This is a genomic window from Rhizobium sp. Root149 (genome assembly GCF_001427345.1).
Lineage (GTDB): Bacteria > Pseudomonadota > Alphaproteobacteria > Rhizobiales > Rhizobiaceae > Neorhizobium > Neorhizobium rhizoryzae.
Genome location: NZ_LMGD01000012.1, coordinates 220,640 through 244,696 on the forward strand (window position 1 = coordinate 220,640; position 24,057 = coordinate 244,696).

Genomic DNA, 24,057 nt, shown 5'->3' on the forward strand with positions numbered 1-24,057 from the left:
TCTGCTTAGTGAGTTTGCCCTGTTTTATGAAGAGCCGAGCGCACGCCTCTAAGGCTTCAATTGCAGCCAGATGCAACTCCGGTGAGAGTTTTGATAGCTATTTTTTGACAGAACCGATAGTTCGCAGAGCTTCATTGAAGAGTTCCATTAACTCATTTTGGATTTCAGCAATGTCTTCATCAGGTCGCTCTTTGGAACTGACCGCGATGGCGTGTGCGGGATTATCTGGGTAGGGAGGATTCGCTAGCACAGGATCATCCAGAACACATAAAGCTTGGTCACCCTTTTCATCTTGAATAGCTCGGACAGACGCTGCTGTTCGAACTAGAACCCCGACCGGTGTCTCACCTTGTTTTCCGATCAGGTGCGAAATTTCGGTGATCTCCTCCTCCGACATCCTGTCGATCCTGAGCAAAGATACGCCGGAACTACGGATGTGAGAGAGTGGAAATGTACCCGGCTTAAGTGTCCCATCCTTTCGGAAATGGTTAGGGCTCGTCACAAGTCGGCCCACATTTTCGGTGTTGTCTACCGGACCGAGTTCGCCATGGGATTCATGTTCCCCCTCACAAATGCAGGCTTCTATCATGTAAGCTACGCTGCATTAATTACGTCGAGCAGTTCCTGCGGAATTCCGTCCTTGATTAAAGACTGCCCTTTGACCTTGGCTCCAGTTTCTTTGTTTTTTGCAAAGAAAACAAACTTCAGCGGATCTGAAAACGAAACGCTCGAATAAATCGACGGTGTATCCCAGAACCAGCTAACCATTCCGTCTGCGGCTGCGCTTGCTTCAGGAACTGGAGTGTCGAATGGCAAAGATGCCAAAAACAGAAGCGCCGAATTGATGGCGTCTTTAGACGGCGAGATGCTTCCCACCCCATCCCATCCATCCGGAAGTACGCTGAACGAAGACATTTCGGTGACAGCGTCGTTAAACGCGGCATGAAGAACAACGTTTCCGTAACTTTTGTGCCCGGCCATAGAGCTTGCTGTAACATCAGAGCCAGGATGCGCCGCGCTCAAGTGCCCAGTTGGCAGAACGAGTGTCGCGACGGTTGCCACGCTGCCAAGCGCATAAAGAACGGAACGTGAGCTGGCAACAAAACTTGTCCGAGAAGCAGACTTACCAAGGGTCGTCGGTGCCATCGCGATAGTTAAGGGCCCTCCTGGATATTCCCCAGTCGCAAAGCTCGTACTGTCACGCCACATTCAGATTGATCCTTTCGGCCATCTTTTCCACAATGAACGACTTCAACATTTTTTTGTTTCGATCATGCATACTTGTGAAAGTTGAGTCGAGCCACCCACTCTTTACAATTTCCTGCGCTGCCTGAGGTGATGTCAGCTGTTGCTGAATATAGGCATCAAATCTGATAATGGGAGAAGCGCTTTCGTCTTCTATGCCATCGACGTGAACACGCTCTAAAATCCTGCCCTCTGCCGTCTGGTCGAACCACCCTTGATGGAGGTGCCAAAGATGGCCTTTAGTCGCAACTGAAGCGGGGACGTGGCTATCAAAGGAGAGTATCTCTTTGACATCGTAGTCCTCTTTGTTGCCGTCCCATTTAAATGAATTTATGTACTGAAGAGAGGCGCCGTTGATTACGTTATCAGGCGTCCCAACCAACGCTAGCACGTCTTTGAAATAAGAGTGAGCTCGACCCCAGACTTCCTCCCACCTGGTGTAACTTAAGCAGTTCACAAATATATTGTTATTCTCAAGAAATATTCTCCACTCTAAATTTCCGTCAGGCTTAAAACGCTCGAAAGCGATGCCCGCTCCCATTTGTATAGGAAATCCTGCTGGAAACATTGCTTCGTTATTAAAGAAAGGGAAACTAGCGCTCCGCGCGATGCGTGGAAGTTCATCTTTCCACTTACTATGGTTCTTATGAAGTTTCTCTATCTCATGAGGGGCAAATGGTCGGCTAGTTGTGATGCCGAACACAACTTCCACGATTGCATGATCGGAATTTGCGGGTACGAACGACAACTTTTGCCACTCCCATATTTTTCACGCTCCGTCTACAGCGCCATCATCAAAACGTCCAGCAGACATTCGTCACAAATGATTTAAATATGGTGAGGTTCTTTATTGCTCAAACTATGTAGTCAGAAACGCTTATTGTCGCGACAAGTGCCAGGGATTGAAGCAACAATTGATCATTGAGAGCACGGCAAGCCCACGAGGTTGATTGCAAAGATCGTTCTGAACGCAAGGAAAAATGCTGTTAACACAACAAGCGGAAAATGCAGTTTAAGCATTGCAGAATCACGCCTTGTTCACACTAGGCGTTGAAGAACATACAATGTTTTTGGATTTGCAGTCCTCTGCGGCCTTCAGAATTTCCTTGCATGGTCAATATTAGCGGCGAAGGCTAACCGTCATGGCTAACCCCACTGGCTAACCAGTTCGGAATGCAAAATAAGTATTTGTAATTATTGATAAAAAAACAAGAATGGTGGGCCCGGAGGGCCTGCCGAATTCGAGCAAAATCAGCCGCTTAACCCCGTGTGGGACTAAAACCCCGCTTCATAAAAATCAATGGCTTAAGAAAGCCGCCGTCCCACTTTTTCCGACCATTTCCGGCCCCTCTTTCCCGGTCGTATCGCGGCCAGGGAGGCGCGCATGAGCGGAGCGCGGCCATTCCGGGACGTGAAGCTGCAATGGCTTCAGCAGTTGAGCTGCGACAAGGATTTGAGCGACAGCGCGCGGTCCGTGGCGCTCTACATCATCACCACGCATCTGAACGGCCACACCGAAAAGGCGTGGCCGTCCTATCAAACGATTGCCGACGCGACCGGCAAGAGCGTCAAGACCATTCAGCGCGCCGTCCGTGAACTTGAGGTCAAAGGATGGTTCGAGGTCCAGCGCGGAAATGGCGTCGGGCACAACACAGAATATCGTCCCTCAGCAGCATCGATTTTACGCGCATCGGACGCCCGCGAAAAGACGGACAAAGTTGTCACCCTTTACCCTGAAAAAGGCGGTCAAAATCGTCCCGAAAGGCGGTCAGATTTGTCCAGCGAAGGGGGACAAATATGTCCACCAAACTTAGAGAAAGAAAAAATATATAAACCTAACCCGCGCGAGGACGCCCCGCCGCGCGTCGAGGCGCGGCGAGCCGTCCCGCTCGTTTTCGTGGCCGAGACCAAGACGGATCAGGTCGAGCAATGGCGCTCCTGGTTGCGACGTCACGGCTTTCCTTCGATCGACGCCTTGGGCCTTCGAACGGTGAAAACCAGGAAGCCGGGGTATGCTTTGCCGGGCTACTGGCCACCTGATGACACAAGCCCCAGCGCCCTCGATTGGATCGCATTCTTCAGCCGTCGCCGTGACCACATCGCCGATGAACCCGCGAGGCAAACCGATCTTCGGAGGGCGTCATGATGGCTGGCGATTTGAAGGGAGCAAGGCGACCCCTGTCATACGGCGAGCCTTCTGACAGGGAGCCTTGTGAGGGGAGGCAGGCCTCCCCTTCAAACCCCACCAAGAACGCCCGGCGATCGCCCAAAGGCGACCTCAATGCCGTCGTGGTTTTCCGCTGCACGGCATCGGAAAAGCAGGCGCTGACCGCACGCGCAGCGCGGGCCGGTCTGCCCTTCGCCACGCTGATGCGGGAAGCGCTTGGCCTCACCGAGGCACGGCGTCGCCGTCCGGTTCCCAAGGTGAACCCGGAACTGGTGCGCGCCGTCGCCCGGATCGGCGGCAACCTCAACCAGATTGCGCGATGGCTGAACACGGCCCAGGCACAGGGCCAGTTGTCCGCCATCGACGCAATCACGGTTGCCGCCCGCCTCGTCGCCATCGAGCGGGCGCTATCGGAAACGCTTGAGCAGTTCACGGCCAAGGATGGCGCGCCGTGCTGATCAAGTTCTTCCGAAACGGCCAGGGCGGCGGATCGGGACCGGTTAACTATCTGGTCGAGCGCGACGTCGTCGCCTACGACCAGAACCGCAACGCGATCCGCGATGAGCGCGGCGAGGTCATGCTGTTTGCCCGCGAGCCTTTGCCGGAGGTGCTGCGTGGCGATGCCGACCGCATGCGCGCGCTGATCGACGCCTGCCCGCACCAGTGGACCTATCGCGCCGGCGTCATCGCCTTCACGGCGGAAGACGCGCCGAGCCCTGTCCAGCAACGGCAGGTGATGGACGTCTTCGAGAGCCTTGCCTTTGCCGGCCTCGAACCCGACCAGCACGATATGCTTTGGGTCCGCCATACCCACGAGGGCCGCGTCGAGCTGCATTTCGTGACCCCACGCATGGAGCTTGCGAGCGGGCGCAGCCTCAATATCGCGCCGCCCGGCTACCAGAAGCACTACGACACCCTACGCGATGTACTGAACAAGGAACACGCCTGGAACGATCCGATGGCCCCGGAGCGCGCCCGCGAGACCGTCAGCCTCATCGAAAGCGTCCGGCGCGGCGATGCCCGCGAACTGATCCATGACTGGATCGTCCAGCGCATCGAGGCCGGCCAAATCCGCGACCGCCCGAGCATGACCGAGGCTTTGACGGCGGCAGGTTTCGATCTGCCGCGCGCCGGCAAAAATTACATCACCGTGCGCGACCCCGAGACGGACGAGCGCTGGCGCCTGAAAGGAGACCTGTTCCGTGAAGACTGGACCCGAGAGAATACCCTTGAGCGAGCGCTTGAAAGATCGGCTGGTGAGCCCAGTTGCTCCGGAAGCCGGCTCGACGCCATCACCCTCGACGAGCTTCGAGACCGATTGGAGCGAAGCCTTGAAGCGCGCGCAAGCTACAATCGAGACCGATATCCGCAGCTTCACGGACGCGAACCGCCGGCACTTGAACGAGGCGCTGGCGATGACCGAGGCGGACGTGAACCGGCTTCGCTCGATGGTGCAGCCGTTCTTGCTGACCATGGGCGCGGTGGCCTTGCTGATCATCCTGCTGAGTTTCACCGCGAGCTGGTTTTGGGCGGGTCTGATGATCGACCGCGCCCAGAGCGCAAGCCTCTGGCAGATGGGCTTGCAGATCAACCAGACCAACAGCGGCAAAGTCCTGACATGGGACGTCAACCGCCTTCAGCTGATCACCTGTCAGGCAGGGACCGGCAAAACCCCATGCCTAAAGATCGTCCAGGGAGATTGACCGATGACCGGAACGACCAGATCACCGATGGCCGAGACCCTGTCGCCGCTGGAGCGCGAATTGCTGGGTTACGTCGAGACGTTGATGAACACCTTGCAGAGCGGAACCGCGCAGTTCGAGGCGCTGGAGAAACGCTCGACCGACATGATCGAAAACCGGCAAGCGGCTTTGGAAGGATCGCTGAAATCGCTCATCGCGTCACAGGCTACCTTCATGAACGCCTGGCTCGCCTCCGGCAATCATTCCAGCGACACGACCTCGACCGAGCTGACGGAAGCGTTCGCCCTGCTGGAGCAAGCCGAAGCGATGCTGGAGACGGTCGCGCCGCCGACGTGACAGCCCGACCGCCCGCGCCCGGTCGCGGCCGCAACTGATTTTTATTTCCGTCTGGAGTTTCGATCCATGAATTTGATCATTCAGCCCTACCGCTATGCCCTTTCCATTGCCGTCGTGGCCGCCGGTTTCCTGCTGATGGAAACCGCACCGTTGTTCTGGCCACCCATCTACCAGAACGCGCGCGCCGCCATTCTGGTTATGTTTTGCGGGTTTGCGCTGTTGACGTTGGCGGGAGACACCCAGGGCCGCATCCGCAGCGCGTCGGGCTTAGCTGTGGGGGCTGCCCTCCTTGCCGCGTCTGCTCTCGCCCTTACCGACCCCACCATTGCGGCCGGCGTCCTGCTCGACAGCTTCAAGGCTTGGCGAAATGCCGGCTATTCCGGAATCGAGAGCATCCGGGGGATGGTTTCGACATGGGACCGCTTCACAGAGGCGCAAAAGCTTGGCCTGCAAACCAGCCTCGCCATCGGCCTGCCTGTGCCGCTATTCTTCATCCTGCGGGCAATCTCGATTGCCGCCCCCGCATCATCGAACCGCATTTCCAAACAAGGCCCGTGGCGCGCCCGGTGGATGAACCGGAGCGAGTTGCGCCAACTCCGGCACAACGATACCGGTTTGCCGCTCGGTCTCTCCGGCGGCGCAATGCTACGCTACCGCCCCAACCCGAAGACAGGATGGCGCGCAGGCCATCATGTCGCCATCGCCGGCACGCGCGCCGGGAAAGGCGTGTCCGTCGTCATTCCCGCCATCATCGACCATGACGGCCCGGTCGCCGTCCTCGACATCAAAGGCGAGAACTTTGCCGTGACGCGCCGCTATCGGCAGTCGCTCGGGCGCCAAGTCGTGGTTCTCAATCCCTTCGGCGTTATCGAGCCATCGAAGGATCGCTTCAATCCGCTCGACTATATCCGGCAAGCGCACCTCGTCCGCGACATCGAAGTCATTGCCGAGGGGCTTGTTCGACCGGAAGGCGGAAACGGCACGCACTTTGCCGAAATGGCGAAATCCATGATTGCCGCAGTGATCGAGGTCGTCATGACCATGCGCGAGGAAGCCGATCGTAACCTGATCACCGTCATGGACCTGCTGTTTTCCGCCGGCTTTGAAAAGACGCTGACGGAATGGGCCGGAGCGCCCGAGACCTTCGGCACCCGCCCGGCGGCCGCCGCTGCCACCTTCCTTGCAGCCGGCGAGAACGAGCGCGGCGCAATCAAGACGACGATCAAGAAGGCCTTCGACTGGGCACGCTCGGATGAACTCCGAGCCTTTCTCGGCAAGTCCACGTGCTCGCTCGAAAACCTGTTCGAGGGCCGCGCCGACCTCTTCATGGTCGTACCGCTCGACCAGGTGGACGCCCAGGCGGTCTTTCTCCGGTTGCTCACGAACATCATTCTCGGCATGGCCGTACGGCTGGAGGGCGCCAGGAAGCCGAAAAGGAACGTGCTTCTGGTGCTGGACGAGTTTGTCCGTCTCGGCAGAATGGAAAAGCTGATCAACATCGCCAACGTCGCTGCCGGCTGCGGCATCGAGGCGCTGTTCATCACCCAGGACAAGGGCCAGATCGAAAGCGTCTATGGCAAGGGCGACACCGCCAGCATTCTCGGCTCCTGCGTCACCACCCGCATTTTCGGCCTGGGTCGCGCCGAGTTTGAAACCGCCAATTGGGCCGCCAATGCGCTTGGCGATCAGACGGTGCTCACCCGCACGAAACAATCGTCTGCAAAGTTCGGGGAGAGCCGCAAGACATCAACCGCCGAGCAACGGCAGAAGCTGATGACTGCCGATCAGATCCTAGAAATGAAGACAGGCAAGATGCTCATGCTGGCGGGCTCGAAGCCGCCAGCGCTGGTTGACGCGATCGTGTCGCACCGGCATCCGGCATATCGCGGCAAGCTGGACCGGAACCCGATGGTGGGAGCCGCCTAGAGTGGGCGTACAGGTACACTGTATCAGTTTCCTCTGGTGGGCATATTGCATATGTTCACATTATGTTCCATGATTGCATCATTCTGAGTTATCATGCAGAACAGTGCTGCAAGGTGCAGCGCACGATTCGGAGGTTCAAGTGATTTCGCAAGAGATGGTGCGCGTTACAGCGTCCCTTAATCGCTCTCAAGAGCAAGCTCTCAAAGAGTTGGCCGTCAAAAACAAGGTCAGCGTGGCTTGGCTGGTCCGCTACGCAGTTGATCAGCTAGTCAATCAGGGTCGAGAAGCGCAACTGCCTCTCGATCTCACTACACGCAACTAGCCATGGAATCCTTTGATTGTGTAGCTACGCCCTTGGAGGGTGAGGCCGTCGTATATTCATCGGTTAGACGCGGAAAAGCGCGCTTACCAGTTATTGACCTATTTGCCGGTGCTGGTGGATTGAGCATAGGAGCAACCGACGCCGGCTGCGAAGTCCGAGCGTGTGTTGAAATTGATCAGATAGCCTGTCGCACATTGCGCATGAACCCCCAGTATCATGGCACCGTCATCGAAAGTGACGTTGCAAATATTAGCGGCCTAGATCTGCGGCAGGCCGCGCGCCTTGGTCCAAGTGATCCTTTGATCGTTGTCGGTGGCGCGCCTTGTCAGCCCTTCTCTAAAGCAGCTTATTGGGTCGAGAACGGCGAGGAATCGCGCTATCGACGGGCGCGGGCCGCTGGCGTCGCTATGGCTCGGCCGCCCGCACCCACCGAAGCGCGCCCTGATGCGAGGCGCACTTTGGTCGAGGAGTTTTGGCGCTTGATCTTCGAATCAAATGCTGATGGCTTCGTTTTCGAGAACGTGCCCAGTATCAAGCATCCACGTAACCGGCCGGTTCTGGAGGGATTTCGCCAAGCAGCTGAGGCTGCCGGCTACGAGGTCACACAGGTCACAGCGAACGCTGCTGAATACGGTGTCGCCCAGACGCGCGAACGGGTTTTCCTACTCGGTGCAAAGCGCGGAGCTCCAGTTCAGCCAGCGCCCACGCACACACTCAAGGTGGAAGCAAGCTTAAGGCCGGCAGTAACTGCGGGCGAAGCACTGGACGGCTTTGACCGGCCACAGTTCTTTGAACCAGAAGAGCTAGTTAATGGTCGTTGGGCCGAACACCTACGTACCGTTCCGCCTGGCTGGAATTATAAAGCACACACCGCTTGGGCCGGACATCCTAATCCAACTTTCGTCACTGAAACACGTTTTTGGAACTTCCTACTGAAGCTCGCTCCAGAACGTCCGTCTTGGACGATTGCGGCTTCACCTGGTCCTTGGACTGGTCCCTTTCATTGGTCCAATCGACGGTTAAGGACTGTCGAGATGGGCGCGCTGCAGGGGTTTCCTGAGGGGTATCAATTGGCAGGTAGCAGGCGCGACCGTGTCCGCCAGCTAGGCAATGCAGTTCCCCCTCCGCTCGCGCGAAGGATGGTTGAGGCCGTTGCCGAAATGGTTAATAGATAGAGGGAGAGGCGCCGTGCGTAGTATTAGTTTATTTAGCGGTTGCGGCGGACTAGACTTAGGTCTCCAGGCGGCAGGCTTTCGGACTGTTTTGGCTTCCGATTTAGAAGCGCTTTGCGGGGAAACTTGGCAGCGGAACCTGCCAACAGTTCCATTTCTTGCAAGTAGAATTGGCTCGCTGTCGAGAAGCGACATATTTGCAGCGCTTGGTGGCCGAATAGGAGAAATTGACCTGGTGGCCGGCGGCCCCCCATGCCCACCTTTCTCAAAAAGCCGCTTTTACCGGAAGGACAAGCCACGAGCCCTGGATGACCCCAATGGCTGGGAAACTGTCAATGGCTACCTTAACATGCTTGATTGGGTCCGTCCGCGTGCATTTATTCTCGAAAACGTTAAAGGATTAGCTTACAAAGTTCACGCGGACGCTATTAACACGATAGTTTCTCGTGCGGAACAACTCGGATATAAAGTCACCACCGGTGTATTAAATGCGGCAGACTACGGCGTGCCACAAATTCGCGAGAGATGCTTTGTTCTCGGCTCACTTGAGGGCAGTATTTCATTGCCTCCCCCGACGCACTCTAAGGATGTTGACAGTTCATTGTTGCCGTGGGTTACAGCTGGTTCTGTGCTATCTGACTTGGATACCGAAGAGAATGCTTGCGATGATGGGCATTTCGCTGGCGGTCAACATCATGATCTTCTGCGGCAGGTCCCCCCAGGGGACAACTATCTTTACTTCACTGAGAAGCGTGGTCACCCAGATCCCAAATTCAAGTGGCGTGGACGCTATTGGTCTTTCCTGCTCAAGTTAAGCCCTGACATGCCGTCTTGGACGATACAGGCGCGGCGATCGAATAACATGGGACCCTTTCATTGGAGAAACCGTATCCTCAGAATCGAGGAAATCAAAAGGCTTCAAACTTTCCCTGACAATTTCCACATCGCGGGAACGGTTGAACAGCAATGGCGCCAGATTGGAAACGCAGTGCCGCCAGTTCTTGCGGCGGCGGTTGGGCGGAGTGTTGCAGAGGCCATCGGCGCTCCATTGCGTGACGCGGCATGAAGCGGCTCCCTTCGTTCAATGACTTTTCTCCGGGCATCATCGGAGATGTCCGGCGGCCTTTAGCGATTTTAGATCAACTCGCACCAGATATGACGGCGGTCGTCGCTGAGTGGGATAAGACTTTCTTCGCTTCCGCGGGCAACAAGCGCGCGAGCACAAACATACCTGCGACACTCACCAGCTTAGGATTGATGAGCCGTAGCCCACTTGCGTTGACAGATGCCGGCAAAGCAATACTAGGGGCACCAGATCGGATCGAAGCCGCGCGCCAGCTTGTTCGACATATTGTTGAGGTTGCCAATGGGATGGCAATCGTCGACGCGGTTCGCTCGCTCAACGCTCGGGGAGAAATGCTTACGAAGGCAACCCTAAAACGTGAGCTAGAGGTCAACGGCATAGAAGGTTTGTCAAACGCTACAACCGATCACACGACTTTGCTAAATTGGATGATCGAGGCTGGACTTTTTGTTCGCAGCGGTCGGGCCAACCCGCAGCCGGATGAGTCCGCGATGAAATCGGTGCTGGGTATCTCCGCATCTGAGAGGTCAAGTTTTGCTGAGCTACCACTGAGCCAACAGATCTTTTTGCAGATTTTGCGACGCGTAGCAGAAGGTGGTAGCGCAATCCCTGCAAAGCAAGTGATAGACGAATGCCTTCGCGAACACCGTCAACGGTTTGATGAGGATCAGGTTCGAGCAAAGGTTATTAGGCCCCTTGCTGATGCTGGTTGGATCGAAGCGCCTACAACTGGGGCGCCGGCAGGTCGTGGTGGCAAAAGTGGAATAATCATCCCATCTGCAAAGCTGATGGGTGTCCCGATTGAGCAGGTGTTACCAGACTTTGACCAAGTGATACCACCTGACTTGCGCGCCAAAATTGACCTGCCACGAGCAGAGGTGAAACAGCTACTGGAGAGCAGTCAGACGTATGATCGTGGTCTGGGGCTGGAGCTTTTAGCTCTCAAAATGATCCTGGATATAGGGCTTGAGCCGCGTGCCTTTCGGTTGCGCAGTCGGGACACGGCCTACGCTGAGGTTGATCTTACGGCTGAGGGCAGGAATCTGCTCTTTTCCCGTTGGAACTTTCAATGCAAATGCGTAGGCACTCGCGTGAGCCTTGGCGATGTTGCAAAGGAAGTAGGGCTTGCCATATATTCTAAGGCCCACGTAGTCGCCGTTGTTACTACCAGCGAATTCTCCAGCGAGGCTATCAACTATGCCCGTCAGATCACGGCTGAGACTCATCTGCAGTTCTTATTAGTCAACGGGCCAGCGGTTATTAGCTACCTCGAAAAAGGGGCTGGATTTTTACTTGATTATGTTGCCGCAAACGCCGCTGGCGTGATGACCCAGAAGCGTGGACAACCAGTTATTCCGCAAGGCGCTCTTTAATGGTTCTGGTACGGAAGGCCCAGCTTTTTGACCTTGTCGCTCAAAGCCTGCAGCTTTCAGAATGGCGTATACTGTGGTTTCACGACGGGCACCCTGCAAAGGTCCGACTTATAAAAGATGACCTGGCCATCGATGCGTGGCTACACATTTGGAATCTGACTCCCGGAGGGCGGCCTAAACAGATGCCGCTAGAGCGGCGCATACAACCCACCGGGATAGGCGATCACTTTCGTTCATCTCGAGGCTTTCGGACGTTGATATTGGGATGGTCAGACGAGACGGGTGTTTTTGCCGCTTTTGACTACAATTATCATGCTGGGAAAATAGGGAGTTCCTCATCTACTCAGACCGATCTTAAGGCTTTAAAAGATGCTGCGGAAAACGGTTTGGGCGTCTTTGCCAAGGCTACTGGCGAATTGTCTATTGCTGTCCGTCCGGACATGCTCGGAATTTACGTGGAGCAAATGAATGCCCTCCATGCCTCTGGAAAAGACCCAGATCAGCTAGCAATATTTAGGCGCATGGCGGCAGATCCACTGACGGTTGATGTCGAGGATGTGAATAAGCACATGCCGGTACCGCGCCGGCAAGTGATGACCCAGACATTGCGGCAGCTTCGAGACCGACGCTTCAGTCGGCATGTCCTCGGCGCATATAGTCATCACTGCGCTATGTGTGGAGTGCAGCTTCGCTTATTGGACGCCGCGCATATTCTTCCGGTGGCGCACCCCGAAAGCGACGACGCGGTTACAAACGGCGTTGCGCTATGCGCACTTCATCATCGCGCCTACGATGCGTCCTTGGTGACCTTCAACAACACCTACGAGGTCATAGTCAATCGAACGCTATCTAGCCAACTTGCTTCACAGGGACTGCACGGTGGCCTCGCCGAATTCAAGGCGGCTTTGAAACCATCCCTTCTCTTGCCTCACAAATTGGCCCATCATCCTTCGCATCGAATGATTAGCGCAGCCAATAAACTGCGTGGTTGGAGATTTTGAGTCATCCTGAAAGCTAGGAGATGGTGCGACAAAAAAATGATTGATCGCAATGTCATGTTCTTACGGACGGTGGTCAAAAATGCTAAAATTCTTTCTCATCCTGTGGTCTCGGCACGAAACCAACGACGAACCCGAACAGCCTACCGATTTTTCTTAACGTATCCAGAGTTGGATTCGCGGTGCCCGCCTCAATTTCAGCGATCTGTCTGCGGGTAAGACCAAGTACTTTTGCGAACGCTTCCTGGTTCATACCGATACCCTTGCGGAGTTCGGCCACGCCTGCAGGCAGCCTCAGATCGCCGCATCGCGCTCGTTCCGCCAGCGTTCGTCGGTTCTCCAGTATTTCATCCTTCGATGGCATTTTCCATCGCGCCATTAGCGAGTTTACTCCTGCGGCACGATGCCGAGACGGTCGTTTTGTCAGCGGACGCGCCGAGGAAGCTAGTGCGTCGCACTTAGATCCAGCATCACCGCGTGACTGTCGGTAAGGCGCATTAATTGACCCTTTGAATGGTTCAAATAATGCGTTTCCGAAATTATTCAACCCATCAAAGTGGGTTGAATAATTGCTGTCAGAACTGCCAGCTACCGAAGCGGTCATTAAAGCTTCTGATACGGCTGACCATCTTTCGGCCACGCAGCGCATTGCCACACGCGAACAGAATGAGCGACAGGCTGAGCACTGGTGTCATCCATGCTTCGGAGCCGCTGTTTGCGTCGAACAAGATGAGCGAAACGGCTCCCATTGCAGCGAAGAAGACCATCCCAAAATCGTATTGCTTTGAAAGGCTTTTGAGTCGGGCCGAGTGCTGAGTATAGCGCAACTGCCTTGCCAGCCTTCGTTTTTCGGATGCCAGTTGGTCGCGCTGGCGACCAAGGGCGTAGGCGCCCTGCATTATCTGCTCTTCGAAGCTCGATTTACTCATATCGCTGACCTCAGATATTTTTCCGCAATTTCCTCTGTGAATTCGCCGTGCTGTTCGGCGTAGTCGATTAGGAACCGGATGAGCTTCAAGCGCTTATCCGGCTCCACCTGACACTTTTCCCGCACGATAAAGGCATCAACTTGGTTCGTGACCTCGTGATACAGATCGACCACGTCCCGATTGTAGGGGGTGCCTTCACCGGTCATCATCCAGACTGGATTGACGTTGAACTTTGTGTAAAGCGCGCGCAGTACGCGAACGGGAATCTCTCGCTGGCCGCGCTCATAGGTATTGTAGCCGCCCTGGGAGACCTCAAGCGCTTCCGCAAACGGGATCTGCTTCAGTCCCGAGTTTTCACGGATCATCGCTAACCGTTTGCCCATCTGAATGAGCAGCGTCTCTTGCGTCGAAATATTATTTTTCTGATAATCGCGTTGCATTTTGAGGATCGATGTGATTCTTTTGCGTTCATATCAGTCTATCATCAGTTGGAGGTGAATTTCCAATGCAGGCGCAACTCTTGTCCCCCAAACAACTCGCAGACAGATCCGGATGGCCGGTTGCTCGCATCCGAAACCTGATCGCCAAGCAGGAAATCCGTCATGTCCGGATCGGCGGAAGCCTGTTTCTGCCGGAAAACGCCGTGGATGAGTATCTTGCGGCGAATATGGTCGAGCCCAAGCAGAAGGCTTTGGCGCTTGCTGACAGCACCTCCAGAGCGTGAGGAACAGCACATGAAGCAGCAAGCTGAAGCGTTGGCCCCGCGCCCCATTTACAAGGTCGCAGTCAGCCGGGTCCGTGCGGCGGAACTTCTCGACGTCTCGACGGGCACCTTTGATGATTGGGTACGTCGTGGGTTGATGCCGAGAGGTGTGAAGATCGGCGCCTTGCGCCGCTGGGATGCCGAGGAAATCCGCGCGTCCTGGTACGACATGAAGGAACAGGGACTGAGCGGAGACGAAGACGATGGCGAGAACCCGTTTGATCACGCGGTCGGGTAGCCAGCGGGTCCCCTTTAAATATTGTTCGCGGGATATCGATCGGCACGGCAACGAGCGTTTTTATCTCCGCCTGCCAGGTATGCCGAAATACAGGATGACGTCCGCCTATCTGGACGAGGCAGGAAGCGTCACTCAGGCCTTTACGGAAGAGTATCACCGAGTGCTGGCTGGCGATCGTGGTGAGAAAACCATCCCGATTTCAAGACTGGAGCCCGGCTCGGTTCGCTGGCTTGTCGAGACCTACTATCGGTCCAAGGCGTTTCAAAGCCAGTCTCCGGCAACGCAAAAGGATAAGAAAAGTGTTCTCAATCGCTATTGCGCCAATGTGGGCGAGCTACCATTCAAGAAAATCCGCAAATCGGACATTGAGGCCAGCCAGATGAAGCGCAGCGACACGCCCGGCGCGGCCGATAAGTTGGTGAAATATCTAAAGGCGCTCTTCAATTGGGCGATCACCGCCGATCTTGCGACCTTCAACCCTGCGAACGGCGTCACCAAGATTCACAACTCGCCGGGCTTCCACACATGGAGCGAAGCAGAAGTGGCGCGCTTCCGCGCTGCCTATCCAGTCGGCTCCATGGCTCGCCTTGCAATGGAGTTGATGCTGAATTTGGGCGTCAGGCGCTCCGATCTCGTTAAGCTCGGCTGGCGAAACCTGACCGGCAATCGCATCGAGTTCACGCCAGAGAAGGGGGCCGGTAAGTACACGCAGTCCCTGAGCTTACCAGTCACTGACGAGCTTCGAGAGGTGCTGGACGCGATCACCCATGATCAGCCGACTTTCCTTATCACCGAATACGGCAAGGCCTTCACCGGGAACGGGTTCGGCAACAAGATGCGTCAGTGGTGCAACGATGCCGATTTGCCCGAATGCTCGTCGCACGGCCTTAGAAAAGCGTCCGCAACGATCCTCGCCGAGGCAGGTGCTACCGAACATCAGTTGATGGCGATCTTTGGCTGGTCTGATTCCAAGATGGCGCAGCACTACACCAAAGCCGCTCAATCCAAGCGCATCATTGATGCCGGTTTCGAGCGTCGCAAAACCTACGTGGCCCACAAAAATGTCCCACTTTCTCCTGCCCAGGACTCTGGTGAGGCAAATCAAGAGAAAAACGATGAAAAAACAACGTCATAAGATTGAGGTGGTGGGCCCGGAGGGACTCGAACCCCCAACCAAGCGGTTATGAGCCGCCGGCTCTAACCATTGAGCTACAGGCCCGTGCCTTATGTGGAAGGCGCAGCGAAGAGCGCAATGGTTCGCTCGTCGTCAGGAAACGGGCTGTAACGCAAAAAATGGTTGTCAGCAAGCGCTGCCGTAATGGCTACACAATCGCAGTGCAGCTATCACTCCTGTTCCACAGCTTTCGGTGCAAGGAGCCTATCCTCTGTGCGCGGCAGCGGTCAGGCCGCATCAATGTTCGAGCCGGGCATTACAATGTTTCGGCAGACTTGAAATCATAAACGGAGAAATTCATGTCCTTCCGTCTTCGTCCATCTGTCCCTGCAAAAGCAGCTAGCCTCGCGCTGATGGCAAGCCTTGTGCTGCCTGCCGTTTCGTTTGCGCAGGCGCCGCCTCCACCACCGCAACCAAGGGCGATCACCGTTTCAGGTGAGGGAACTGCCAGCATCGCGCCGGACATGGCCATCGTCAATCTTTCGGTCACGCGCATGGCGGAAACGGCTCAGGCAGCGCTTGCCCAGAACAATGAGGCGGTGCGATCGGTGCTAGACGCGCTGAAGGCGAACGGGGTAGCGGATCGGGATATTCAGACCGGCGATTTTTCGATATTCCCACGCTACAGTGACCGGCAGCCCACGCCACAAAACACCAACCAACAACCGGTCATTATCGGGTATCAGGTCACGAATTCCCTGACTGTTCGTGTGCGCGAATTGTCGAAGCTGGGCGGGCTGATCGATCAATCCGTGAAACTCGGCGTCAATCAGGGCGGACAGATCACCTTCACCAACCATGAGCCGAAAGCTGCCTATCAGAATGCGCGGCGCAAGGCCGTCGAAGATGCAATGGAAAAGGCGAAGACCTTGGCCGAGGCCGCCGGAGTGATGCTAGGGCCTGTCGCCACTATTTCCGAAACCAATCTGCAGCCGGTTGCGCCCGCTCCAATGATGCGGATGGCGATGGCGAAAGAGGCCGATTCCGTGCCTGTGGCGGGAGGTGAAACGACTTATACGGTGACCGTCGAAATGCGGTTCGATATCCGGCCCTGATCATGTGCCAAGCGATCCCGGTTTGAAACCGGGGTTGCTTGAATGCAGCTCATCGCAGTCGGAGGGCGAGCCAAGCGCTCGCAACGCCCGCTGGATCGTTGGGCGAGATACTAAATTGCGAACATGATGCGGAGTTTGCGTTCATCTCTGAGGCCGCGGCGGTAGAGATCCATCATCGTCGTGGCCAGCATTTTCGCCTCAACGTCAGTCTTCGCGTAACCCTGCTTGCGCAACGCACGATTAAACAGGCGCTGCAACATTGCCAGCTCATAGGGCATGAGGACACCCTCGGGCGCCGGATAATCGAATTTCATTGCAACAACTCCACAACCTGTACCACCTGGTACCGATGCTTGTGATTCAGCATAGTTCAATGTGCGTTGATCTTCCAAGTTCCCTGCCGTGCACATTGCAAATTTGCAACCTTATATCTTGAAATTATCAACATGATCCAAAATGAAACATGTTGCGACAGACTAGTCCGAAATGCCGCGCCTTTCAAAGCAACGATTGGCCAAGCGGCCATTCTGTCCTTGCTTTTGGTATACGAAGACTTCCCGATTTATCATATTTGTTCCGAAGTGATACATGAAAAAATGAGATGACAACCAAATTTCGCCACTGTCTTATAGCGGACGATCAAGCCGAAATGGAACTGGTTGGAAATCGGATATGCGCACGTTTGCTCTGCTTGGTTTGGTGTGTCTTGCTGCGCCCGCTCTGGCTGCCGGGGAAACACAGGTTGCTGTCAATGGGCCTGCGGCCAATGTAGCACCACATTCCGCCGCAGCGCATGCGTTGTTGGAACCGAAGTTGAAGCTCGGCGGTGCGCCGTCCGGCACCACACCGCGTGTGGCGCTGACGTTTGACGCATGCATGGGGCAGGCCGATAGCCGCATTCTCTCCACTCTCGTCGACGAACGCATTCCAGCGACACTGTTCGTCACGGCGCGGTGGCTTCGAAACAACGCGGACGCCATTGCGATCCTGCGTGCGCATCCCGACCTGTTCGACATTGAGAACCACGGGGAAAATCATATTCCGGCCGTGGACGTGCCAGTCAAGATCTATGGCATCCCCGCGGCCGGCAGCAGCGCCGCCGTCGAGCGGGAGGTGGCTGCTGGTGCCGCGGCGGTAACAGCCGCGGGATTCTCATCGCCACGCTGGTTTCGTGGCGCGACCGCCAAATATGACGAAAGCGCTATCCATCAGATCCGGCAGATGGGATACAAGATTGCCGGCTACTCCCTGAACGGCGATGGCGGCTCGCTGCTTGGAGCAGCAATGACGGAGCGCAAGATCGCTGGCGCAAGGGATGGCGATGTCGTGATCGCCCATATCAACCAGCCGACGCATGAGGCCGGGGCAGGGGTGGTTCGGGGCCTTATGGCGCTAAAGCGCAAGGGAACAGTCTTCGTGAAATTATCCGAGGTGGACGGCGAGGGCGATGCCGGGACGACCCGGTAAGATAAATGATGAGATTTCTACGTCCTTCAGTCGTGTCGCGCGCGTGGTAAGTGGCGCCGGGGGGACGGTGTGTCTCAAACCGGGATTTTCGCGCTTCGACGACAGGATTGAGTGTCGCCTCAAGCGTTTCGGCGAAGCGATTTCGCGGTATGTGCGAGGCTTTCGTCAAGCCGGGCGTAGAACTCATCGGCGCGCGTCTTGTGCATCTGGAGCTGCAGTCGGCTGATTTCACTTTCTGCGACCTGCTTCATCAGATCCTGAAGCGAATCTTCCGCGACGCCATCTGCACGCATGACCATCAGGATCAAAGGATCCGCCGCCAGTTCTTTCAGGGTCAGTTCGTGTTCCATGTCTCCGTCCTCCTTTAGTCGAATCGACGATGACGCACGATTGCGACAAAAATGAATCAGGCCTCTGAAATTCAGCACTCGCCGGTGTTTTAAACCGTCCACAGCCACCGTCAGCGGCACTTGTCTACAGGTCGGGCAAATTCCGCCGATAAACCAATTTGATTCCAGAGCCTTCACGAGACTTTTACTCTCGGCGTCTATTGTGGACATCCTGTGGAGGACTTGTACCGGGCGATTGTGGGTTGCCAAAATGTTCACAGATGTTCCAGCATCGTTGCCGAACGGAATTTTGCGAATTCGGCGGGGTCGATTTCGGGACAGGAATGGCACAGGTCCGGTGACGACTGGTGGCCAATCCGGTTGGAACTGAAGGGCGCATTGGCCGTTTTCGAGACGAAGAAGACGGGAGGGCGACATGATGAGGAAGTTCCTGCAGGTTTTGATGAGGCAGGCGGACGCGATGCAGGTGGAGGATCTCCAAGCTGCAACGGGAACCTACGCAGACGGATTGTTTCCCCTGACACGGGAAGAGGCGCCAGAGACGCGTGCCGACAGGATGCGTCACTCGTATCAGCGCGATACATCTGCTGCATCGCAACTGGCGGATAGCTTTCCAGTTTTCAATTGATCCTGAGCGGTTGTTGCGCCGCCTCATGGGCTGGTTGGACGAAATTTGCTGCAGTCGCGGTGCTGTGACCCGCTCGCCACTATCTATATCAAAATTCTTGTATAATTGCCTGACCGCTCTATAAACTGAGAAATTAGAAATGCGGGGCGCAGGGGTATTACATGTTTCGACGGGCCGGGCTGTCCGGAGAGGATATCGAAGAGCTCTTCAATCACTCTCCCAACCCCTATGTCATCGTCGATCCCGATATTGTCATCGTCGGCATGAACGATGCTTACCTTGCTACGACCATGCAATCGCGCGAAAAGCTGCTCGGTCGCAACATATTCGATGCGTTTCCCAGTGATCCCGAAAGCGCCAGCGGACGGATGCTTCGGCAATCCTTCGCCAAGGTGCTGAAAACGCGCCAGGTCGATCATCTTCCGCTCATTCCCTATCCGATCGCGGGACCCGATGGCTCAATGGTCGAGCTTTTCTGGAGCGCGACGCATACCCCAATTCTCGGGGAGGACGGAAGCGTCCGGTTTATTCTTCAGCATACGGTCGACGTGACCGAACTGCATTTGTTGCGCCAATCGACGACCGGGTTTGATGTGCAGACCGGCGTGATGCGCCGTGCCGATGCCGTGTCTGGCGAAAACCTGGCGCTTGGCAAGGAGCGAGAATATCTGCGAAGCCTTTTCGAGCAGGCGCCGGGCTTCATGGCCATTCTGCGAGGCCCGCAACATGTCTTCGAAATAGCCAATGCAGCCTATACGACGCTGGTGGGACGTGATGATCTGATCGGCAAGAGTGTTCGCGACGCTCTGCCGGATATCGATGGTCAAGGGTTTTACGAGCTTCTGGATCAGGTCTACTCAACGGGGCAGGGATACAGTGCGTCTGGCGCCCGCGTATTGTTGCAACGGGGTGTCGCAACTTCTGCCGAAGAGATTTTCCTGGACTTCATCTACGAGCCGCTACGGGACAGTTCCGGGGCTGTCACCGGCATCTTCGTGCAGGGGCACGAGGTCACCGAAGTACGCCGCGCACAGGATGCCGCCAGAGAAAGCGAAGATCGTTTCCGCACGCTGGCTGAAGCCGTGCCGAACCACGTCTGGACAGCCATACCGGCGGGTATGCTCGACTGGTGCAATCTGCAGATGGCGCAATATATCGGGATCGATTCTGCCGATCCTCCGCCGTCGGACCTGCTGGCAGGGGCCTTGCATCCGGATGATTTGCAGCGGGTCCGCGATGTCTGGTCTGCGTCAGTTGCCAGCGGCGAGCAGTTCCAGGCTGAAGCGCGGGTCAGATGCCATGAAGGCAATTATCGGTGGTTCCTTTCTCGAGCCGTTGCTATTCGCAATGCCGATGGCGCCATCGTGCGCTGGGTGGGCACGAGCACAGATATCGAGGACCAGAAAAAGACCGAAACTCGTCTCGAAACCTTGGCGACGACCCTCGAAGGCCGCGTCGAAGAACGCACCGCCGAGCTGCTAAAAACGCAGGAGGTTCTGCGTCAAAGCCAGAAGATGGAGGCGATCGGGAACCTGGCCGGCGGGATTGCGCATGATTTCAACAATCTGCTGCAGGTCATTACCGGCAACCTGCAGCTTCTGGGGCGTGAACTCCCCGAAAGCGATCAGACGGAACGTCGGCTCAACAACGCTCTCGCGGCCGCCTCGCGCGGCGCAAGGCTCGCATCGCAGCTGCTGTCCTTCGGTCGCCGGCAGCCGCTTGCGCCGAAGGTCGTCAATCTCGGACGGCTTGTGCGGGAGATGGACCACCTCGTGCGCCGTAGTCTGGGCGAGGCGATCGAGATCGACACGATTGTCAGCGGCGGTTTATGGAATACGCTCGTCGATCCATCCAATGTCGAAAACGCATTGCTGAACCTGGCTATCAATGCGCGTGATGCCATGGACGGGCGCGGTCGCCTGACCATCGAACTCGGCAATGCCTATCTGGATGATCGTTACGCTCAGAACGCGTTCGATGTCGAAGCGGGTCAGTATGTGATGCTCGCTGTCAGCGACACGGGCTGCGGCATGCCGGCTGATGTTCTTGCGCGCGCATTCGACCCGTTCTTTACGACCAAGCCTGAAGGCAAGGGCACGGGGCTCGGCCTTTCCATGGTCTATGGCTTCGTGAAGCAGTCCGGCGGGCATATCAACATCTACAGCGAGGAAGGCAGCGGAACGACGGTGCGCATCTATCTGCCACGTTCCATGCAGGCAGAGGATATGCTGGCGGAGGAGACGGCAGGTGACATTGCAGGTGGCAACGAGACGGTGTTGGTTGTCGAGGATGACGATGCCGTTCGCGACATCACCATCTCCATGCTGGTCGATCTCGGATATACCGTCCTGAAAGCGCGGGATGCAGACAGCGGGCTGGCTATCATCGAGAGCGGAGTTTCGATCGATCTTCTGTTCACCGATGTAGTCATGCCGGGCCGCCTGAAAAGCAGTGAGCTTGCGCGAAAGGCAAAGGAGCGCCGTCCGGATATCGAGGTTCTGTTTACCTCTGGCTACACAGAAAATTCGATCGTTCATGGTGGTCGGCTTGACCCCGGCGTCAATCTGCTCAGCAAGCCCTATGGACGCGAGACACTCGCCCGCAAGATCCGGATGCTGCTGGACAAGGCCAAGGAACGCCAGTCCAGTTCCGAGGGCGCAAAAGCGCCTCAGCAGACGCCCGCTCGTACGTCATCCATCCGCGTGCTGCTTTGTGAAGATGAAGCGCTGATCCGCATATCCACGGCGGATTATCTGCAGGATTTCGGCATGGTCGTTGTCGAGGCTGGGAACGGCAAGGAAGCGATGGAAGCCATCGATGGTGCCGCGATCGACATTCTGGTGACCGACGTGCATCTGCCGGACATGAACGGATTGCAACTCATCCGCAAGCTCAGAGAAGGGCATCCGAACTTGCCGGTCATCTTTGCAACAGGCGATCTGCATGTGCCCGGCTCGGAAGGTCTGGACCAGGCGAGCCTCATCACCAAGCCCTATGATTATGATTTCCTGGCCGCACGCATTCGGGACATGGTCGGGCGCAACCGATAGATCCTCCGTCGCCACTTGTCGTGACGGTGGAAAATCAACGAAGGCTCATAATCGGCAGGCTCAAAGACTAGCGCGTTAACGGTTTATTTGCTTATTCTTCCTCGACAACATCATACCTTGGGGGTCGAGGGGAATGCGTAAACTGCTGTTGCTCAGCGCTTTGGGGGCAATGTGCCTTTTGCCGTCATGTTATTCCTTGTCAAAGGAAGAATGCGTCGCAGCCAATTGGAAAGTCATTGGCGATACGGATGGGGCCGCTGGCTATAATCCGCAAAGCCGCTTTGCGGATCACGTCAAATCATGCGAACGCGTCAAGGTCGTTCCAGACCAGACGACCTGGTATCAGGGATTTCAGGAAGGGATCAAGCGCTACTGCACGCCGCTGAGCGGCGCTCAGCGTGGAGAGGCAGGCGACGGCTACAACAATGTGTGCCCTCCGGATCTGGAGCCGGGTTTCATGCGTGGCTATACGCTGGGCAAGCGGGTTCATGAGGTGCGTGAGCGCATGAATTCCATCCGCTCCAGCATTAGTTCGCGCGAACAGGATACCGATCAGCGCTACCGCGAACTCAAGAATGCGAAGGATCAGGATCGTCGTGCAATTCAGATGCGCATCGACGATAACGACTTCGAAATCCGCCGTTTGCGGCGCGAGGCAGATGATCTGAGCTACGATCTGTCCAACGCCGAGCGGGATCTCGCTGCTTTCCGCATGAACCCACAAGGCGACATGCGACCGCCGGTCCGGCGCTATTGATTCCTGAACGGAGCCTCCGCTGGAAAATAGCGGAGGCTTTTCTCTTTCAGAGGGTGGCTCCGTTTTCGGCAATCACCTTGGTCAGGCTGCCTGTCGCCGGAAACAGCGGAATGAGGCAAGCCTGGAATGCGTGATAGATGTCGCCCTTGCCGGGGAACAGCGTATTCGCCGGCTTCAGGTCCTCCGTCGTCTCTTCGAACCAGCCGCCGTTTTCACGATCAATGAAATGGGCGGCGATCGTTGACCAGATCTTGCGATAGCTTTCCTCGTGGAAGCTGTTCGGCACATGATGGTTGAGAAAGTGCGCGGCTCCAGCGGCTTCGCACATGGGCCACCAGAGCTTGGACCGCTTGTCGGGATTATCCTGCCAGTCCAGCGTATAGAAGAAGCCGCCCTTTGCGGTGTCCCAGCCCAGCGTCATGGAGCGTTCAAACAGCGCTTCAGCCGCCTGCGGCATCCAGCTTTGCGCCTTGCCGCCCAGCGCGTAGAGTTGCAGCAGCAACCGCGCCCATTCCAGCCAGTGGCCGGGCGTGGTGCCTGCCGGGCGGAACATTTCGTTGGGGTGGTAGTAATTGCGGTCGACAACCCAGTCTTCCGAGAAATGTTCAGCGACGCGAAAGCCTTCCTCACGGGCGCGACGGTTGATGAGAAGATCTGCTATGCGCTCTGCCTTCTGCAGATAGTGCCGCTCGCCGGTCGCCTCGAACGCTGCCATCAGGCTTTCCGTTAGATGCATGTTGGAATTCTGGCCGCGGTAGCCCGGAACCGGCTGCCAATCTTCAGAAAACTCCTCAGCGATGGCGCCGTGGCGCTCTTCCCAGAATTTCGTTTCCAGAACTTCGGTAATGTCTGCCAGCATCCTGTCCGCCAGCGGGTGGCCAATCACTTTCGCGGAAGAGGCAGCTAGCAGCACGAAGGCATGGCCATAGCCCTGCTTTGAGGCATCTGCGGCGCCGTCGTCATTGGCCTGCCAGAAATAGCCGCCATGTTTCTGGTCGCGGTGCTTTTCCCAGAGATAGCGCATGCCGTGATCCACGACATCCGCTGCACCCGGGCGACCCAGAAGATCGGCGATGGCAAAGCAATGAACCATGCGGGCGCTGGCGTGGATGCCGCGTGCCGGATTATTGGTGTCGAGCGGTACTCCTGTCGGATCGAGATCGTAGAAGCCGCCCTTTGGATTGATGGCCCGGTACTGGAAGAAATCCATCAGGCCTTCCGCCTGCGCCATCAGCCATCTGCAATGATAGGGACGCTGAGCCCAGTTCGAAGGGTTGTGGCCGGCTGCACTCATGGACGATCTCCGGGGTTTGGAACTTT

Annotated in this window: 24 protein-coding genes and 1 tRNA gene; 15 read left to right on the forward strand and 10 right to left on the reverse strand. The window is 56.4% G+C overall.

Going from position 1 to position 24,057, the window contains the following annotated elements; genetic code table 11:
• Positions 1-97: 97 nt before the first annotated feature.
• The 3 genes from ASD54_RS26545 to ASD54_RS08015 all read right to left on the reverse strand — a co-directional run bounded on the left by ASD54_RS26545 (position 98) and on the right by ASD54_RS08015 (position 1,993).
• Positions 98-397, reverse strand: coding sequence for a hypothetical protein (locus tag ASD54_RS26545; RefSeq protein WP_156379130.1), 300 nt, complete (start codon positions 395-397; stop codon positions 98-100).
• 197 nt (positions 398-594) lie between these two features.
• Positions 595-1,209, reverse strand: a complete 615-nt coding sequence (locus tag ASD54_RS08010; RefSeq protein WP_156379131.1) for a hypothetical protein — start codon at positions 1,207-1,209, stop codon at positions 595-597.
• Complete coding sequence (locus ASD54_RS08015; RefSeq protein ID WP_162249564.1) at positions 1,199-1,993, reverse strand: TIGR04255 family protein; 795 nt, start codon at positions 1,991-1,993, stop codon at positions 1,199-1,201. The genes ASD54_RS08010 and ASD54_RS08015 overlap by 11 nt, the downstream gene beginning before the upstream one ends.
• A gap of 636 nt (positions 1,994-2,629) precedes the next feature.
• Between ASD54_RS08015 and ASD54_RS08020 the strand changes: the two genes are divergently transcribed.
• The 7 genes from ASD54_RS08020 to ASD54_RS08070 all read left to right on the forward strand — a co-directional run bounded on the left by ASD54_RS08020 (position 2,630) and on the right by ASD54_RS08070 (position 12,329).
• Positions 2,630-3,391, forward strand: coding sequence for a helix-turn-helix domain-containing protein (locus ASD54_RS08020; protein WP_062554080.1), 762 nt, complete (start codon positions 2,630-2,632; stop codon positions 3,389-3,391).
• Positions 3,388-3,870 carry a MobC family plasmid mobilization relaxosome protein gene (locus ASD54_RS27260; RefSeq protein WP_244484708.1) on the forward strand — a complete coding sequence of 161 codons (483 nt, stop codon included), beginning with the start codon at positions 3,388-3,390 and terminating at the stop codon, positions 3,868-3,870. Before ASD54_RS08020 ends, ASD54_RS27260 begins: the two co-directional genes overlap by 4 nt.
• Positions 3,864-5,489, forward strand: a complete 1,626-nt coding sequence (locus ASD54_RS26100) for a relaxase/mobilization nuclease domain-containing protein (protein ID WP_082547139.1) — start codon at positions 3,864-3,866, stop codon at positions 5,487-5,489. The genes ASD54_RS27260 and ASD54_RS26100 overlap by 7 nt, the downstream gene beginning before the upstream one ends.
• A 28-nt stretch (positions 5,490-5,517) precedes the next feature.
• Entirely contained in the window at positions 5,518-7,377 is a 1,860-nt protein-coding gene (locus ASD54_RS08045; protein ID WP_062554084.1) for a type IV secretory system conjugative DNA transfer family protein, read from the forward strand.
• A gap of 1,510 nt (positions 7,378-8,887) precedes the next feature.
• Entirely contained in the window at positions 8,888-9,937 is a 1,050-nt protein-coding gene (locus ASD54_RS08060) for a DNA cytosine methyltransferase (RefSeq protein ID WP_062554086.1), read from the forward strand.
• Positions 9,934-11,328: a restriction endonuclease gene (locus ASD54_RS08065; RefSeq protein WP_062554087.1), complete on the forward strand. Its 1,395-nt coding sequence runs from the start codon at positions 9,934-9,936 to the stop codon at positions 11,326-11,328. The genes ASD54_RS08060 and ASD54_RS08065 overlap by 4 nt, the downstream gene beginning before the upstream one ends.
• Positions 11,328-12,329, forward strand: coding sequence for an HNH endonuclease (locus tag ASD54_RS08070; protein WP_062554088.1), 1,002 nt, complete (start codon positions 11,328-11,330; stop codon positions 12,327-12,329). Before ASD54_RS08065 ends, ASD54_RS08070 begins: the two co-directional genes overlap by 1 nt.
• A gap of 82 nt (positions 12,330-12,411) precedes the next feature.
• Here ASD54_RS08070 and ASD54_RS08075 read toward each other — a convergent pair whose 3' ends face one another.
• The 3 genes from ASD54_RS08075 to ASD54_RS08085 all read right to left on the reverse strand — a co-directional run bounded on the left by ASD54_RS08075 (position 12,412) and on the right by ASD54_RS08085 (position 13,695).
• The gene (locus ASD54_RS08075) at positions 12,412-12,705 is read right to left on the reverse strand and encodes a helix-turn-helix transcriptional regulator (protein WP_062554089.1); all 294 of its coding nucleotides are present in this window, start codon (positions 12,703-12,705) and stop codon (positions 12,412-12,414) included.
• 196 nt (positions 12,706-12,901) lie between these two features.
• Positions 12,902-13,255, reverse strand: coding sequence for a hypothetical protein (locus ASD54_RS08080; protein WP_062554090.1), 354 nt, complete (start codon positions 13,253-13,255; stop codon positions 12,902-12,904).
• Positions 13,252-13,695 (reverse strand): helix-turn-helix transcriptional regulator, encoded by a 444-nt coding sequence (locus ASD54_RS08085; protein ID WP_062554091.1) that lies wholly within the window; start codon positions 13,693-13,695, stop codon positions 13,252-13,254. The genes ASD54_RS08080 and ASD54_RS08085 overlap by 4 nt, the downstream gene beginning before the upstream one ends.
• 65 nt (positions 13,696-13,760) lie before the next feature.
• Here ASD54_RS08085 and ASD54_RS08090 point away from each other — a divergent pair, with 65 nt between their 5' ends.
• From ASD54_RS08090 to ASD54_RS08100, 3 genes are all read left to right on the forward strand, one after another.
• Positions 13,761-13,979 carry a helix-turn-helix domain-containing protein gene (locus ASD54_RS08090; protein ID WP_062554092.1) on the forward strand — a complete coding sequence of 73 codons (219 nt, stop codon included), beginning with the start codon at positions 13,761-13,763 and terminating at the stop codon, positions 13,977-13,979.
• A 10-nt stretch (positions 13,980-13,989) separates the two neighbouring features.
• Positions 13,990-14,256, forward strand: coding sequence for a helix-turn-helix domain-containing protein (locus ASD54_RS08095; protein ID WP_062554093.1), 267 nt, complete (start codon positions 13,990-13,992; stop codon positions 14,254-14,256).
• A gap of 160 nt (positions 14,257-14,416) precedes the next feature.
• On the forward strand, positions 14,417-15,391 hold the full coding sequence (locus tag ASD54_RS08100) for a tyrosine-type recombinase/integrase (RefSeq protein ID WP_244484709.1): 975 nt from the start codon (positions 14,417-14,419) through the stop codon (positions 15,389-15,391).
• Positions 15,392-15,399: 8 nt separating this feature from the next.
• Here ASD54_RS08100 and ASD54_RS08105 read toward each other — a convergent pair.
• Positions 15,400-15,475 (reverse strand) — tRNA-Ile (locus ASD54_RS08105).
• A 254-nt stretch (positions 15,476-15,729) separates the two neighbouring features.
• On the opposite strand from ASD54_RS08105, the gene ASD54_RS08110 reads away from it, so the two are divergent.
• Positions 15,730-16,485 carry an SIMPL domain-containing protein gene (locus ASD54_RS08110; protein WP_062554094.1) on the forward strand — a complete coding sequence of 252 codons (756 nt, stop codon included), beginning with the start codon at positions 15,730-15,732 and terminating at the stop codon, positions 16,483-16,485.
• A 110-nt stretch (positions 16,486-16,595) separates the two neighbouring features.
• Here the strand turns inward: ASD54_RS08110 and ASD54_RS08115 are convergent, their stop codons facing one another.
• On the reverse strand, positions 16,596-16,799 hold the full coding sequence (locus ASD54_RS08115) for a hypothetical protein (RefSeq protein WP_062554095.1): 204 nt from the start codon (positions 16,797-16,799) through the stop codon (positions 16,596-16,598).
• Between the two features lie 358 nt (positions 16,800-17,157).
• Here ASD54_RS08115 and ASD54_RS08120 point away from each other — a divergent pair, with 358 nt between their 5' ends.
• Positions 17,158-17,952 carry a polysaccharide deacetylase family protein gene (locus ASD54_RS08120; protein ID WP_062554096.1) on the forward strand — a complete coding sequence of 265 codons (795 nt, stop codon included), beginning with the start codon at positions 17,158-17,160 and terminating at the stop codon, positions 17,950-17,952.
• Between the two features lie 119 nt (positions 17,953-18,071).
• On the opposite strand, the gene ASD54_RS08125 is transcribed toward ASD54_RS08120, so the two are convergent.
• Entirely contained in the window at positions 18,072-18,302 is a 231-nt protein-coding gene (locus tag ASD54_RS08125) for a hypothetical protein (protein WP_062554097.1), read from the reverse strand.
• A gap of 415 nt (positions 18,303-18,717) precedes the next feature.
• Between ASD54_RS08125 and ASD54_RS08130 the strand changes: the two genes are divergently transcribed.
• From ASD54_RS08130 to ASD54_RS08140, 3 genes are all read left to right on the forward strand, one after another.
• Positions 18,718-18,930, forward strand: coding sequence for a hypothetical protein (locus ASD54_RS08130; protein WP_062554098.1), 213 nt, complete (start codon positions 18,718-18,720; stop codon positions 18,928-18,930).
• A gap of 161 nt (positions 18,931-19,091) precedes the next feature.
• Entirely contained in the window at positions 19,092-21,980 is a 2,889-nt protein-coding gene (locus ASD54_RS08135; RefSeq protein WP_062554099.1) for a response regulator, read from the forward strand.
• Positions 21,981-22,176: 196 nt separating this feature from the next.
• The gene (locus ASD54_RS08140; RefSeq protein WP_244484710.1) at positions 22,177-22,737 is read left to right on the forward strand and encodes a DUF2799 domain-containing protein; all 561 of its coding nucleotides are present in this window, start codon (positions 22,177-22,179) and stop codon (positions 22,735-22,737) included.
• Positions 22,738-22,783: 46 nt separating this feature from the next.
• On the opposite strand, the gene ASD54_RS08145 is transcribed toward ASD54_RS08140, so the two are convergent.
• The gene (locus tag ASD54_RS08145) at positions 22,784-24,031 is read right to left on the reverse strand and encodes an AGE family epimerase/isomerase (protein WP_062554101.1); all 1,248 of its coding nucleotides are present in this window, start codon (positions 24,029-24,031) and stop codon (positions 22,784-22,786) included.
• Positions 24,032-24,057 lie beyond the last annotated feature (26 nt).